Here is a 14,510-nt window from a genome sequence, read left to right on the forward strand (position 1 = left end):
ACCCGTCGGGCCGCGGTGGCGGCCAGGTTAGGAGCTGAGAAGGCGGCTTGCTGGCCCTAGGAAATCCGAAACGCCTCAGTCGTGATGGACATCAAACGACGGCGGCGTGCGGGCGGTTTCGCCAATTGCCGCCGGTCCGGAGGGAGTTCCTCGCCAGCGTCAGTACAGCCGGAGATTGCTTCAGGGATTTTTTTGCACGGAGAGCCAAAATCGCCGACGCCACCGCCGATCCAAGCATCATCGCGCAGCGATAGACAACAGGGCGGTGAAGACGGTACCGCGTGCCCGTTCGGTGCCGTAGGTTCCATCCATCTGGCTGACGAAGGATTTGATCAACCGGCTTCCCATGCCGGTTTCCGTTGCAACCGGCTCATAGCCAACGCCGTCATCAGCCACTTCAAGCAGGACCTTGCCATCGGGATGCTTGAGCAGCCTGATGCGGATATGACCGTCGGTCCGGTCGACGAAGGCGTATTTCATGCTGTTTGTCAGAAGCTCGTTCAGCAACAATGCAAATGGCGTCGCCTTGTCCGCATCGATCCTGATATCGTCGATCTCGAAGGTCAGCTTGATGTCGCGATCATGCAACCCGACCAGCGTGCGCACCAGGTTGGGAACGAACTGCCGCGCAGTGACGCTACTGAACTGATCGAAGCCATACATTTGCTCGTGCACCGCCGACATGGCGACGATCCGCTCGTTCACCCTCTGGACGGTTTCAGGCCGCAGGCCCTGCAGCCGGATGAGCGCCATCACGGTCTGCAGGTTATTTTTCACCCGGTGATGAATTTCCCGCATCAGCAACCTGATTGGTTCGCAGCGCCTCGGCAAGTTCGGCGGTGTGGCGCGCGTCCGCATGCGCCAGGTTCAGGATCTTCAACCCGCCGACCACGGCGGCGCAAAGCGCCAGAAGAACGATCAGCGCGGCAATCGAGACGTCGGTCCAGAACGGCTTGAGAATTGCGCCGGTGTCGACCGATGCGATGGCGACGAATGGTGTCCGCTCGACGATGCGGTATGCCACCAGCCTTTCGACTTGGTCGACAGGGGAGACAGACACATAGGAGCCCGATGTCGCCTTGCGCATATAGTCGGTGAACAGGATATAGTTACCGAGATCGACGGCCTCTTTCGGTTCGGGATATCTGGCGATCAGCTTTCCGTCACGTCTCAAGAAGCTCACCGTCGAGCCTGGTCCGAGCGAGGCGGCGTCCCAGATCGATCGCAGCATTCCGACATCAAACGCCAGGATCGCTACGCCCTCGAACTTATCGTTCCTCTCGATGCGCGCAGCCGATAGGAAGACGTGGCGATCCGTATTGCGCATGACGGTCATCGCCGACGTATGGTCCTCTGCGCCATTGGCCAGGCGGCGGAAATAGGTTTGATCGACGATGTCTGCGGGGCTGCTTTCGCGATCAGTGGAATAGAGCAGCGTCCCATCCGCGGCGACCACGTAAGCCGTTGCCGTGGTCGGCAATGCAGCCGTCGCGGCGTTGAGCCTTCGAATACGCGCGTCGTCCGGCAATGCCTCAGCCGCTCCGAAGGCGTCGTCCATGCGGTAAAGGGTCTGGCGCGCCAGAGAATTGATCCAGATCGCGTTGGCAGCAACTATCTTGGCTGTGGCTGTGACCTGATCCTCTCCACGCCTGACGGCGGACATGTAGCTCGAATGCAGCCAAAAGCCCAAGACAAGCGAGAGCGCAAGGAACATTAACACGATGGCGGCTATCGCAGCTCTGCCGACGATCGTGAAGCCTTTCGTGAGGCCCATTGAATCCCCATGGATTTAGCAGGCGACACTGTCGGATAGCAGGCTATCAGAGTCAAGGATAGGTTGCGGCCTCCTCGATCCTCCCATTCTCCCGCCGCCCAATTCGGGGAACCAGCACACGCTTGCCGCGACTACTGGCCCGGGGGCCCGGCGCAGGAGATCCGAAGACTGTGTCGTCATGACCGACGAATTGCAAAACGGCGTGCCTCACTGCCTTTCGACGAGAATTGTGATATTCTCGAAATCACGGTTATCCTTGGGCTGGAGGCAGTTGATGGTCGCGCGAAGGGACATGACAAGCGACGAATGGAAGTGGCTTGTGCGGCTCTGCCAGCACGAAGCAGATAGTGTTCCACAGGCGATCGAAGCGAGGTTAGTCGCGCTCGGACTATCCGGGCCGAACGGCCTTTCAGCCGAAGCGCGAGACCTGGTGCAACATGAATTGTTGAGTGAACGGCGGAATCGGCTGCAGGGCCTCCACTAGGCATCGACCGGACATACAGGAAGCAAGCGATCTCCTGTGCGAGATTCAATCCCGTCCGCAAGACAGGACCAGACGATCTGCCCGTGACAGGCAGGATCGGACTGAACGATACTGGCCCCGGCATGGCTAGGTATCAGCCGCAATCGCCCGACAGGAACTATCGCCTCAACCCTTCGTTACCTCGGCACAGAAGCGAGGTAACGTCATGAACAAAATCATAGGACTGTCAACGGCGGCTGTCTTTGGACTGATCTCCACTTGCGCCCTTGCGCAGGCGCCAGCCGAACCGTCGCCGCCTCCACCACCAGAATCCAGCAGGCAAAATCCACCGCCGCCACCGAATTCTTCCAGCAAGAACGAGGAGCGTGCTGATGATGATTGGCGTTCGCAGCCGAGGGAGCGCGGTGCCCGGTTCCACATCGAGAACGGCCAGACCAGGATCGATCTCAGATGCGCCGACGGCGACTCCACAAAGGACTGCGCCGACGCTGTTCTGCAGGTGCTGGAGCATTTGCAGGCATCCAACTCCGGCAACAACGATCGGCGCGGCGATGACCGGCGTGATCGCTGGGAACGCGACTAGCGGCTGAAGCTGTCGCCCAGGTGAACGGCGTTTTCAGCCTCGGTTCACCGGGACAGGCGTTAAATCGCCCAATAATCGGAGAAACGAAGATGCGAAAACTTCTCGTCACCATAGCCCTTCTCGCAGCCGGAATGACAGCTGGAGCTGCAAATGCCATGCCCTCTGGCAGGGTCACGGCTCCGGCAGCCTCGAACGTCGTAACGGTCGACTACGCCTGTGGCCGCGGTTATCATTTGAGCCCGCGCGGCTTTTGCCGGCCCAATCGATGGGCACCGCCGCCGCCACGCTACTACGGTTGGGATCGCTCCTACGGTTGGGGTCGTCCGCATCGCGACTGGCGCGAATACAGACGCTACGACCGCTGGGATCGCGACCGCGACTGGCGGTAATCAATCCTTTCGCTGGCCGGACGAAGCTGGGATCGCTTCGGCCGGCCCGATAGGCCGCGACGAGACGCTCCGGTCTGACTACTTTCCGCCTGTGTCTACTGCTTGGTGATTGTCTTCGACACGCCTTGCTGCAAATCCGCCTCGTCGGCAAGGATGGCGGCTGCCTCGTCCAGAAGCACGTCCTTTGCTTTCTTGCGAGCATCTTCAATGGCAATATCGGCACTCAGGCTGCGTTCGTTCGACTCCAGCCCATCATCCGCGCCGGTATCTTCGCCACCGAGCAACTGTGCTCGGGACTTCCGGCGCTCCTCTCGAGCAGTTGCTTCCTTGCGACGCTCGGCTTCATTGAGGGAAACGACGCCTTTATCGCGCAGCGCCTTGAGGTCGGCAATATCCTTCACGAGTCCCTGGAAGGCCGGATCGCTTCCAACCCGCGCATCATGGCGGCTTTGCAAGGTCGGCAGCAACTTTGCGACCGTGTCGGCGGGTGCGTAATTCGCGGGTTTGATCTGCGCCCACGGCAAAGCGTTGTCATAACTCGTCTCGCCGAAGCTCGCCGGGTCGGAAAGCCCGGGCAAGCTGATATCGGGCGTCACACCACGCAGCTGCGTCGTACCGCCATTGATCCGGAAAAACTGGGCAATCGTCACCTTCAGCTCGCCGAGTTCGGGTTTGCTGTTGCGCACGATCTGGTCGAGATCAACGACGGTCTGAACGGTGCCCTTGCCGAAACTCGGTTCGCCGATGATCACGCCGCGACCGTAATCCTGGATTGCCGCGGCAAAAATCTCTGAAGCCGATGCCGACCCACGATTGATGAGGACGCCCATCGGGCCTGTCCAGACAGGTGCCGCAAAATCCGCACTTCTGACCGCGACCTTGCCGTCGCTACTCCGTTGCTGAACGACCGGGCCATTGCCGATGAACAGGCCCGTCAAATCAACTGCCTCATCCAATGAACCGCCGCCATTGTTGCGCACGTCTATGAGAACGCTGTCGACCTTTTCCTGCTTCAATTCGTCGAGAAGCTTGGCGACGTCGCGGCTCGCACTTTTATAGTCCTTGTCCCCTTTGTGCCGGGCTTCAAAGTCCTCATAGAATGTCGGCAGGGTGATCACCCCGATTTTGCGTGTGACACCCCCGTCATTCACGGAGAGAACGGTCTTCCTTGCAGCCTGTTTTTCAAGGCTGATTTTATCGCGCACGAGGCTGACAACACGATGCGTGCCATCTGGCCCGGCATCCGCGGGCAGGATGTCCAAGCGCACGACGGAGCCTTTTTTCCCGCGTATCAATTGCACGACTTCATCGAGGCGCGTGCCGACCACTTCTTTTATCGCGCCATCCTTGCCTTGACCAACGCCCGTAATGCGATCTCCGACCACGAGCTTGCCCGACAACTGGGCAGGGCCGCCGGGCACGAGCTCACGGATCGTCGTGTAGTCGTCGCGCTCTTGCAGGACCGCACCGATACCAACGAGCGAAAGCTTCATCGAGATATTGAAATCTGCCGAGGCAGCCGCGCCGAAATAGTCCGTATGCGGATCGACCGACGTTGCGTAGGCCTCCATGAACGACTGGAATACGTCCTCGCTTTTATATTGGTAGGCCCGCTCCAGAACGTTCGCATAGCGCTTGTCGAGCGTCTCCCGAATGGCTGCATCGGTCTTGCCGGCGAGTTTCAACAGCAGCCAGTCGCTTTTGACACGCTTGCGCCAGAGCTCATTGCTTTCGGCCTCCGATTGCGGCCACGGCGCTTTGTCACGCACAACGGAATAATTTTCCTGTACGCCGAAATCAAAGCCCTGCTTAAGCAAATTACGCGCGTAGGTCATACGATCGACAATACGCTGTTCATAGGCGTTGAAGATCGCAAACGGGATCTTCAAATCCTTCCGTTCGACGGCATCGTCGATCTCGCTGCGGTTAGACATGAATTTGTCGATGTCCGCTTGCAGGAAGAGCATGTGATCCGGATCCAGCGATTTGATGAACTGATCCATGATCTTGGCCGACAAGGCGTCATCGAGCGCAACAGGCCTGTAGCTGTATCGCGTGAGGAGTTGTGCGCTTAACTGAGCGGCTTGCGCCTGCTGCTTTAGCGGCGCCAAAACGGGCGGTGATGCGACTTCAGCATAGGCGGACTGCGCGATTGCAAGAAATGCACCAAGGACGATGTGTGATATGCGCAAGCGTTGATCCAATTCGTAATGCCTGTTGTCGATGTGCGATCTAGGTGAGGTAATTATGGTTTTTTGGCAACCGGTAGTAAACCGTGTGGTTTGCAAAGCCGCGAAAAACCATTCTCAACAACCGGCCGGAAAACAATGAAGTGTGCTGGGACCTTCCACATAACGCCGCCCGAAAGCCTTGGAAAAGCATGAATTTACGGTCCACGAGGTCGTGACTGGGCGGTCGCAGGAGCTTCCGCGTAGCGGTTCGTAGGAAAGTGGGATCGACTGCCCACGATTTCGTGTTCCGCATCAGGACCACAATTCGCACAGGTCGCGACCCCACGATTCCCGAGAGGCTGCGGCTAAGCTATGCATGTCGTATTGATATAGTGAGACAAGCTGAGAGCGAAATGGCGATTACATTCGAAGTGTTCTCCAACCGCTGGGCGCATCTTGGCGAGAGCCCGGTCTGGTCGGAGACTGAAAATTGCATCTGGTGGGTCGATACCGACGGCCGCAAGCTGCTGCGTACCGATCCAGAAACCGGCAAGACCTCGGCATGGGATGCGCCCGAAGCAGTCGGCTGCATTGCGTTGCGGACAGATGGAACGCTGATTGCCGGGCTTGCGACCGGCATTTTCCTCTTTGAACCGTCGGCAGGCCTGTTCCAACGGGTCTGCACACCGGAAAGCCGCCCGGATGTCCGCTTCAACGATGGCACGCTCGATCCCGCCGGACGATTCTGGGCCGGCACGATGCAGCGGGAGATGGCAGCGCCGGCCGGAGCGATCTTCTGCATCGAGCCCGATTTCAGCCACCGACGGGTTTTCGAAGATTTCTGGACGCCGAACGGCCTGGCCTTCGATCCAATACGGCAAAGAATGTATTTTTCCGATTCCCATCCTTCTGTTCAAACCATCTGGGTCTGCGACTATGACCTTGCCACCGGCACGCCGTCCAACCGTCGGGTCTTTGCGACCACGCATGCTTTTGCCGGAAGGCCCGATGGGGCGTTCATCGACGAGGACGGGATCTACTGGATTGCCGGCGTCGGCGGCTCGCAACTGTTGCGCTTTGCGCCATCGGGTGAGCCGCTCACGCCTGTCGAACTGCCGACAACCCATCCGACCAAGCTTGTGATGAACCGCGCAATGCCGCGCACGATTTTCGTCACCACCCGCCGCATGGCCGATGCCGATCAGAGCGACGCCTCCGGCCACCTCCTGCGCTGCTTTCTTGCCTGAGCCTGTCCTTAACGCCGGACGAAATCGGGATATTGCGCGCAGATGATATCCGTGATCGACAGCGTGCCCGACAGGTGCTTGCGCATCGCCGCGACCGCCTTTTCGGGTTCGCCGGAGCGAACAGCTTCAACGATGGCACGATGATCGGCAAGCACTGTCTCCAACTTGCCGGGCATCGGCAGGTTGAGGCGGCGCAGCCGGTCGAGATGGACGCTTTGACGCCGCACCGTTGTCCAGAGACCCAGAATGCCGTTGCGCTCGAAGAGCGTGCGATGGAACTCCCTGTCGAGTGAATCGAACTGGTCAAACTGAACTGGCGAGGCCACTGCCTCCTGCATACGAAGTACCCGCTCCAATACCTGCGCCGTCTCGGTCGGGCTTGCGAGCGTCAGCCTGTGAACCGCTTCGAGTTCGATCGACAGCCTGAGAAAATGCGCCCGCTTGGCATGCTCGATGTCGATCTTGGCAACGACAGTGGCATATTGCGGATAGACCTCGACCAGTCCCTCCTCTTCCAGCCGCATCAAGGCATCCCGCACAGGCGTCTGACTGACATTAAACTCGCTCTGCAGCGACACGCGTGACAGAACCGTCGTCGGCGTCAGATCCATGGAGAGAATACGGGAGCGAAGGATTTCAAGAATTTGCGGTGCGACCTGACGCGTTCGGTCGAGAGGAAATTCTGTCCGATTAACTTTCACGCCTGCCTGTCCCACCCTCGAAACACTGCCGACCGTTTAAACATATTTTCTGGCTTGATGCACTGATGCATTAGTGCTTCAGTTCATTCGCCCAAGGTCGCGCCGGGATTGGGACGGCATTTTCTTTAATCCGAGACAGGACTTCACGATGAATGTCAGGAGAAGCCCTTCCACGCTGCGCAGCGCCAGATGGTTCGCGCCCGACGACCTCAGAAGTTCGGGGCACCGCTCCCGCACCATGCAGATGGGATATGCGCCGGAGGAATGGTCGGGCAAGCCCGTCATCGCCATCCTCAATACCTGGTCAGACGCCAACCCATGCCATGCGCATTTCAAGCATCGCGTCGAGGATGTGAAGCGTGGCATCTTCCAGGCGGGCGGATTCCCGCTCGAACTGCCGGCGCTGTCGCTGTCGGAAAGCTACGTCAAGCCGACGACCATGCTCTATCGCAACATGCTCGCCATGGAGGCAGAAGAACTGCTGCGCTCACATCCGGTCGATGGCACAGTGCTGATGGGTGGCTGCGACAAGACGACGCCCGGGCTTATCATGGGTGCGCTCAGCATGGGGCTGCCGATGATCTATTTGCCAGCAGGCCCGATGCTGCGCGGCAACTATCGCGGTGAATATCTGGGCTCCGGTTCGGATGCATGGAAATTCTGGGACGAGCGGCGGGCCGGCACGATTTCCGAAACCGAATGGGTCGAAGTGGAGGCCGGGATCGCCCGCTCCTATGGCCATTGCATGACCATGGGCACGGCAAGCACGATGACGGCGATCGCCGAAGCGCTTGGGCTGACGCTGCCGGGTGCAAGTTCCATTCCCGCTGCCGATTCCAACCATATCCGCATGTCGTCGGCAGTCGGCCGTCGCATCGTCGAGATGGTGTGGGAGGATCTTGTGCCGACGAAGATCGTCACCCGGACGGCAGTGAATAACGCAGTGACGGTAGCCATGGCGACGGGCTGTTCCACCAACGCGATCGTGCATCTGGTCGCGATGGCACGCCGGGCCGGCATACCGCTGACACTTGACGATCTCGACCACGCGGGCCGCACGACGCCTGTGCTTGCCAATATCCGCCCGACCGGCAAGACCTATCTGATGGAGGACTTTTATTATGCCGGCGGTTTGAGGGCGCTGATGGCGAAGCTCTCCTCCAAGCTCGATCTCTCGACGATGACGGTCACCGGCGTAACACTCGGCGAAACGCTTGAGGGTGCCAGATGCTACAATGACGATGTCATCCGCTCTCTCGACAATCCGCTCTACCATGAAGGGTCGCTCGCAGTGCTGAAAGGCAATCTTGCACCGACCGGCGCCGTCATCAAACCCGCGGCCTGCGATCCGCGCTTCCACAAGCATGAGGGCCTAGCCCTCGTCTTCGACAGCTATCCGGATATGAAGAAGGCTGTCGACGATGAGAACCTCAACATCACACCGGATCACGTCATGGTGTTGCGTGGCGCCGGTCCGCAGGGCGGCCCTGGCATGCCGGAATGGGGCATGTTGCCAATGCCTAAGGCGCTGCTGAAGAAGGGTTATCGCGACATGCTGCGCCTCTCGGATGCGCGTATGAGCGGCACGAGCTACGGCGCATGCATATTGCATATTTCACCGGAATCGTATGTCGGCGGCCCGCTCGCTTTGTTGAAAACCGGCGATATCGTTCGCCTCGATCTCGAAGCCCGCCGCATCGACATGCTTGTCGACGATGAAGAACTGGCGCGCCGCCGTGCCGCCTGGGTCAAGCCGCCAGAGAAATTCGGCCGCGGTTATGGCTGGATGTTTGCCCGCCACATCGCCCAGGCCGATACGGGCTGCGATTTCGATTTTCTGGAAACCGGTTTTGGCCCCGCCCCCGGCGAGCCGGATATCTATTGATTTCAGGAGGACAAGATATGACCACCACTTTGAGCGAGCAAACGCGTGAGAAGCTGAAAAGCGTTTCGACCGCAACGCTTTGTACCGCTCTTTTCAAACGCGGCCTGCGCAACCAGTTCATCCAGGACGTGCGCCCGCTCTCGCCGAAGAAGACCAATATGGTCGGCCAGGCTTTCACGCTGCGCTATATTCCGGCGCGCGAAGACCTGAACACGCTCGATGTTTTCCGCAATCCGGAACATCCCCAGCGCGCAGCCGTGGAACGCTGCCCGCCGGGCGCAGTGCTGCTCATGGACAGCCGGCGGGACGCGCGTGCGGCCTCCGCCGGCTCGATTCTCGTCTCGCGCCTGCAGGTTCGCGGCGTTGCCGGTGTCGTGACCGACGGTGGCTTCCGTGACAGTCCTGAGATCGCCGGGCTCGATATCCCTGCCTATCACCACCGGCCGTCAGCGCCAACAAACCTGACCCTGCATCAGGCAATCGAGATCGATGTGCCGATCGGCTGCGGCGATGTTCCTGTCTTCCCGGGCGACGTGGTGGTCGGCGACAATGAGGGCGTGGTGGTCATCCCCCTGCATCTTGCCGAGGAGATCGCCGACGAGGCCGTCGAGATGACGGCCTACGAGGATTTCGTCACCGAGGAAGTGCTCGCCGGCGCGACCATCATCGGGCTCTATCCGGCAACCAGCGAAGCGCCGCGCGCAAAGTTCGCCGAGTGGCGGAAGAGGAATAATCGGTAGACTCGGCAAGGGGCAGCTTCTGCCCTTTCATTCCTTGACCGCCCCGGTCATCGACGAGACGTAATAGTCCACGAAGAACGAATAGAGGATGACGACGGGCAGCGAACCGAACAGGGCTCCCGCCATCAGCGATCCCCATTCGAACACGTCGCCACGCACCAGCTCCGTCAGCACACCAACGGGGATCGTCTTGTTCTCGGACGACTGGATGAACGTCAGGGCGTAGATGAATTCGTTCCACGACAGGGTGAAGGCGAAAATGCCGGCCGAGATCAGGCCGGGCACTGCCAATGGCAGGATGATCTTCGTCAGGATCTGCCAGCGATTGGCGCCGTCCACCAGTGCGCTTTCCTCGAGCTCGAACGGGATCGAGCGGAAGTAACCCATCAGAAGCCATGTGCAGAAGGGAATGAGGAAGGTCGGATAGGTGAAGATCAGCGCGAGCCGCGAGTCATAGATGCCGAGCTTGAAAACGATGAAGGCAAGCGGAATGAACAGGATCGATGGCGGTACGAGATAGGCAAGGAAGATGACGAGGCCGATGGAACGGGAGCCGGTAAAGCGCACGCGCTCGATCGCATAGGCGCCGAAGACCGACGCCACAAGCGACAGGAAGGTCGAGCAGACGGCGACAAGGATCGTGTTCCACATCCAGCCCGGATAGGACGTTTCGAAGAACAGATATTTGATATGATCGAGCGTCGGCCCGACCACCCAGAACGGGCTGTAATTGCTATAGTCTGTCAGCTGTTCGTTTGGCTTCACCGCGGTGATCGCCATCCAGTAGAACGGGAAGAGCAGCACGAAGACGAAAACCGCCATCGGCAGATAGAGCATCACCACCCGCCGCGGCAGGCGGTTCAGATAGCTCATGCCCTCGGCATTATCGGTCAGGACGACGTTGGCGGTATTGGAATTGGTCGACATTGTTTTTCTCCCTAGTCCTGGCCGCCCTGCTGCCATTTGCGGCGTTGCAGACCGAAGAAGCTGAACATGATCGCTCCAAGCAGGAACGGGATCATGGCGACGGCGATCGCAGCACCCTCGCCGAGCTGGCCGCCGGGAATGCCGCGTTGGAAGGACAATGTCGCCATCAGATGCGTGGCGTTGACCGGGCCACCCTTGGTCAGCACGTAGATGAGCTGGAAATCGGTGAAAGTGAAAAGCACCGAGAATGTCATCACGACCGCGATGATCGGCGTCAACATCGGCAGCGTCACGTAGCGGAAACGCTGCCAGCTGGTCGCCCCGTCAAGTGAGGCAGCCTCCTGCAGAGACGCTGGGATGGTCTGCAGGCCGGCAAGCAGCGAAATAGCCACGAAGGGAATGCCGCGCCACACGTTGGCAATAATGACGGAAATGCGCGCATTGGTGGGATCACCAAGGAAGTTGATCGGCGCATCGATCAGGCCAAGCTGCATCAGCGACCACGATATGATCGAAAACTGGGAATCGTAGATCCACCAGAAGGCAAGGGCCGACAGCACGGTAGGCACGACCCAGGGCAGAAGCACGATCGCGCGGAAAAAACTCTTGAACGGCAGATGCTGGTTCAGGAGCAGCGCCAGCCAGAGGCCAAGGGCAAACTTCAGCAGCGATGCGATGAAGGTATAGAGGACGGTGTTGAAGACCGACAGCCAGAAGACGTTGTCGTCCATCAGGTATTGATAGTTCTCCAGCCCGATGAAGATACCGTCGCGGCCAATGCGCGTATCGGTGAAGCCAAGCCAGACACCAAGCCCCAGCGGATAGGTCAGGAAGCAGACCAGGAAGACCGCCGCCGGCAGCATGAACAGGAATCCGAGCACGTTATTGTTCTGCAGGAGCGCGGACGTCGGCGCGCGCGCATCCCCGGAATTCACCGTCGACATTGCTTATCTCCAGATTGCTGTAGATTTCAGGCTTGCGGCACGCCGGTTTCCGGCATGCCGCTTGTCTTGGAAAATGCGGGATCAGACGCGGTAGTAGCGGTTCGCCCGGCGCTCGGCCTCTTTCATCGCATCTTCCGGCGACATCTGGCCGGTAACCGCGGCGGCATACATGTCGACCAGAACATAGTCGGCCATGGTGGCAGCCGAGGCATAGCCGAGCGGGCCGGCATAGCCGTTCGGACGCAGCTTTTCCGAGGCGCGTGCGTAAGGCGCATGGATCGGATCGGCAGTCCAGATCGGGTTCTTGGCGAATTCCTTGAGCGGCTGGCAGCAATAGGCGCTGGAACCCTGGATCCAGGCATTCATCTGATCGGCTTCCATCATGAACTTGATGTAGGCCTTCGCGGCTTCCGGATATTTGCTGTGCTTGAACAGAAGCAATGAACTCGTCTGGCAAAGCTCGACGCTCTGGCCAACCGGGCCGATCGGGAAGTTCGTCGTGCGAATGTCCTTGGTGATTTCTGCGAGCTTGGGATCGTTCTTGGCGGTGTAATAGACCGACACACCATTGGCGATCAGCGAAACCTGGCCGGCAAGGAAGGCGCGGTTGTTGTTGACGTCCTGCCAGCTTTCCGTGCCCGGAATGAAGGTCGCATAGAGTTCCTTGGCGTAGTTGATCGACGCCAGCGTTTCCGGGCTGTTGATCGTCACCTTGCCGCCTTCGTCGACCATCTTGCCGCCGTGGCTCCAGAGCAGCCAATGGGCATAGTTGTTGCCGTCACCAACGGCCTTGCCATGCGGGAAGCCGGCAGGCGTGCCCTTTGCCTTCATGGCCTTGCAAAGCTCCAGGAAGCCGGCAGTGTCCTTGGGAAATTCGCTGAAGCCAGCCGCCTTCACATGGCTGTCGCGATAGACGACGGCATTGCCGATCGCCGTCAGCGGCATGGCAATGAACGTATCGCCGCGTGAGGCATAACCTTTGACCCCATCGTACCAGCCGCCATATTTGTTGCCGAGATAGTTGGCGAGTTCGGTCAGGTCGACGAGTTTGTCCGGATATTGGTGAGCATCATCGAACCAGCACATGATGAGGTCAGGCCCGGAACCGACATTGGCCGCAACAGCAGCCTTCGGGCGAATGTCCTCCCAGCTCTCCTTGTCGATACGGACCTCGACACCGGTTGCCTCCGTGAATTTCTTGGTATTTGCAAGCCAGGCCTCCTCATCGCCTTTCACGAAGGGTGTCCAGCGAAGCAGGCGCAGGCTCGCTCCACTTTCCGGCGTGTAGGTCGGCTCTGCCTGTGCGAAAGACGGCCTGATGCCGAGACCGGCGACGCCGGCCGCTGCTGCCGAAGCGGCAAGAAATTCACGTCTCTTGATCGTCATTATATTCCTCCTCCTGGAAAAAGCGGGAGAGAATTCTCCGACATTCATCTCCCGCTTGATGAACGACGGTACCTGCATCCTGAAAATGGGATGCCAGCCATCTGGCGAATGGGCGGGAAGACTCCTCCTCTGCCGCGCCCCGCCTGAAGGCTTAATTGGTCAATCTCTGGCCGCCTTCTGCATCGAAGAGATGAACATGCGAGGCGTCGATCATCACATGCAGGCTTTCGCCCGGCCGTGCATTGACGCGTTCGCGAAAGACACAGTTGAGATCTGTGCCGCCAAGCTTCAAAGTGAGATGTGTTTCGTAACCGGTCGGCTCTATGACGACGATCTCACCTGGCAGGCCGCCGGCATCGAGCACGATATATTCAGGCCGAAGCCCATAGACGAGGTCACGTCCTTTAGCGCTTTCCGGCGCATTGGCGACCGGAAGCGCCGTGCCGTCAGCGGTGATAAAACGCGCTGCATTCTCGGGATCGAGCCTGCCCTTGATCATGTTCATTGCAGGCGAGCCTATGAAGCCGCCGACGAAGAGATTGGCCGGCTTGTCGTAGAGTTCCAAAGGCGAACCGACCTGCTCGACGATCCCGTCATGCATGACGACGATCTTGTCGGCCATGGTCATCGCTTCGATTTGGTCGTGGGTGACGTAGACGGTAGTGGTCTTCAACCGCTGGTGCAGCTCCTTGATCTCGGCTCGCATGGCGACGCGCAGCTTCGCATCCAGATTGGAGAGCGGCTCATCGAAAAGGAAGACTTCCGGATCGCGCACGATGGCGCGGCCCATGGCGACACGCTGGCGCTGGCCGCCGGAAAGCTGGCGTGGATAACGGTCGAGCAGCGCATCGAGCCCGAGAATGCCGGCGGCATATTTCACCCGCTTTTCGGCTTCGGCCTTCGGCGCCTTGTTGAGCATCAGCGAAAAGCCCATGTTCTGCTGCACCGTCATGTGCGGATAGAGCGCGTAGTTCTGGAAGACCATGGCGATGTCGCGATCCTTCGGCGGCAAGGTGTTCACCACCCGCCCGCCGATCCGGATTTCGCCCGCGGAGATGTTTTCCAGCCCCGCCAGCATGCGCAGCAGCGTGGACTTGCCGCAGCCTGACGGGCCGACGAGAATGACGAATTCACCATCGGCAATATCGATGTTCACGCCTTTGATGACCGGAAATGCGCCGAATGATTTGCGCACTTCCGCGAATTGAACACCTGCCATACTCCCTCCTCCCAGATATCGAGCATCACATGATATGTATTCGTATTCTCATGCTTTTCG

13 protein-coding genes are annotated in these 14,510 nt (G+C 59.3%); 5 read left to right on the forward strand and 8 right to left on the reverse strand.

What is annotated here, in order from left to right; translation table 11 throughout:
• Positions 1 to 237: 237 nt before the first annotated feature.
• Both FHX06_RS35640 and FHX06_RS19600 read right to left on the reverse strand, forming a co-directional pair.
• Positions 238 to 777, reverse strand: a complete 540-nt coding sequence (locus FHX06_RS35640) for a sensor histidine kinase (protein ID WP_312866587.1) — start codon at positions 775 to 777, stop codon at positions 238 to 240.
• Positions 767 to 1,774 carry a hypothetical protein gene (locus tag FHX06_RS19600; protein ID WP_246715592.1) on the reverse strand — a complete coding sequence of 336 codons (1,008 nt, stop codon included), beginning with the start codon at positions 1,772 to 1,774 and terminating at the stop codon, positions 767 to 769. Before FHX06_RS19600 ends, FHX06_RS35640 begins: the two co-directional genes overlap by 11 nt.
• Before the next feature lie 689 nt (positions 1,775 to 2,463).
• On the opposite strand from FHX06_RS19600, the gene FHX06_RS19605 reads away from it, so the two are divergent.
• On the forward strand, positions 2,464 to 2,841 hold the full coding sequence (locus tag FHX06_RS19605) for a hypothetical protein (RefSeq protein ID WP_112542535.1): 378 nt from the start codon (positions 2,464 to 2,466) through the stop codon (positions 2,839 to 2,841).
• Positions 2,842 to 2,930: 89 nt separating this feature from the next.
• Complete coding sequence (locus tag FHX06_RS19610; protein WP_112542536.1) at positions 2,931 to 3,230, forward strand: GCG_CRPN prefix-to-repeats domain-containing protein; 300 nt, start codon at positions 2,931 to 2,933, stop codon at positions 3,228 to 3,230.
• A 95-nt stretch (positions 3,231 to 3,325) separates the two neighbouring features.
• Here the strand turns inward: FHX06_RS19610 and FHX06_RS19615 are convergent, their stop codons facing one another.
• On the reverse strand, positions 3,326 to 5,422 hold the full coding sequence (locus tag FHX06_RS19615; RefSeq protein ID WP_183848923.1) for a carboxy terminal-processing peptidase: 2,097 nt from the start codon (positions 5,420 to 5,422) through the stop codon (positions 3,326 to 3,328).
• Positions 5,423 to 5,814: 392 nt separating this feature from the next.
• Here FHX06_RS19615 and FHX06_RS19620 point away from each other — a divergent pair, with 392 nt between their 5' ends.
• On the forward strand, positions 5,815 to 6,648 hold the full coding sequence (locus FHX06_RS19620; RefSeq protein ID WP_183880539.1) for an SMP-30/gluconolactonase/LRE family protein: 834 nt from the start codon (positions 5,815 to 5,817) through the stop codon (positions 6,646 to 6,648).
• 8 nt (positions 6,649 to 6,656) lie between these two features.
• Here the strand turns inward: FHX06_RS19620 and FHX06_RS19625 are convergent, their stop codons facing one another.
• Positions 6,657 to 7,349 (reverse strand): GntR family transcriptional regulator, encoded by a 693-nt coding sequence (locus FHX06_RS19625; protein WP_183880541.1) that lies wholly within the window; start codon positions 7,347 to 7,349, stop codon positions 6,657 to 6,659.
• A gap of 148 nt (positions 7,350 to 7,497) precedes the next feature.
• On the opposite strand from FHX06_RS19625, the gene araD reads away from it, so the two are divergent.
• Positions 7,498 to 9,234, forward strand: coding sequence for an L-arabinonate dehydratase (araD, locus tag FHX06_RS19630; RefSeq protein ID WP_183880543.1), 1,737 nt, complete (start codon positions 7,498 to 7,500; stop codon positions 9,232 to 9,234).
• A gap of 17 nt (positions 9,235 to 9,251) precedes the next feature.
• Positions 9,252 to 9,974 carry a ribonuclease activity regulator RraA gene (locus FHX06_RS19635; RefSeq protein ID WP_113212255.1) on the forward strand — a complete coding sequence of 241 codons (723 nt, stop codon included), beginning with the start codon at positions 9,252 to 9,254 and terminating at the stop codon, positions 9,972 to 9,974.
• Between the two features lie 27 nt (positions 9,975 to 10,001).
• Here the strand turns inward: FHX06_RS19635 and FHX06_RS19640 are convergent, their stop codons facing one another.
• The 4 genes from FHX06_RS19640 to FHX06_RS19655 form a co-directional block, all read right to left on the reverse strand.
• Entirely contained in the window at positions 10,002 to 10,901 is a 900-nt protein-coding gene (locus tag FHX06_RS19640; RefSeq protein WP_112542542.1) for a carbohydrate ABC transporter permease, read from the reverse strand.
• An 11-nt stretch (positions 10,902 to 10,912) separates the two neighbouring features.
• A complete protein-coding gene (locus FHX06_RS19645; protein ID WP_112972434.1) occupies positions 10,913 to 11,845 on the reverse strand; it encodes a carbohydrate ABC transporter permease in 933 nt (310 codons plus the stop codon).
• An 81-nt stretch (positions 11,846 to 11,926) separates the two neighbouring features.
• A complete protein-coding gene (locus tag FHX06_RS19650; protein ID WP_113017089.1) occupies positions 11,927 to 13,231 on the reverse strand; it encodes an ABC transporter substrate-binding protein in 1,305 nt (434 codons plus the stop codon).
• Between the two features lie 151 nt (positions 13,232 to 13,382).
• Entirely contained in the window at positions 13,383 to 14,450 is a 1,068-nt protein-coding gene (locus tag FHX06_RS19655) for an ABC transporter ATP-binding protein (protein ID WP_112542545.1), read from the reverse strand.
• Positions 14,451 to 14,510: the final 60 nt, after the last annotated feature.

Origin of the sequence: Rhizobium sp. BK512, from assembly GCF_014194915.1 — a bacterium.
Lineage (GTDB): Bacteria > Pseudomonadota > Alphaproteobacteria > Rhizobiales > Rhizobiaceae > Rhizobium.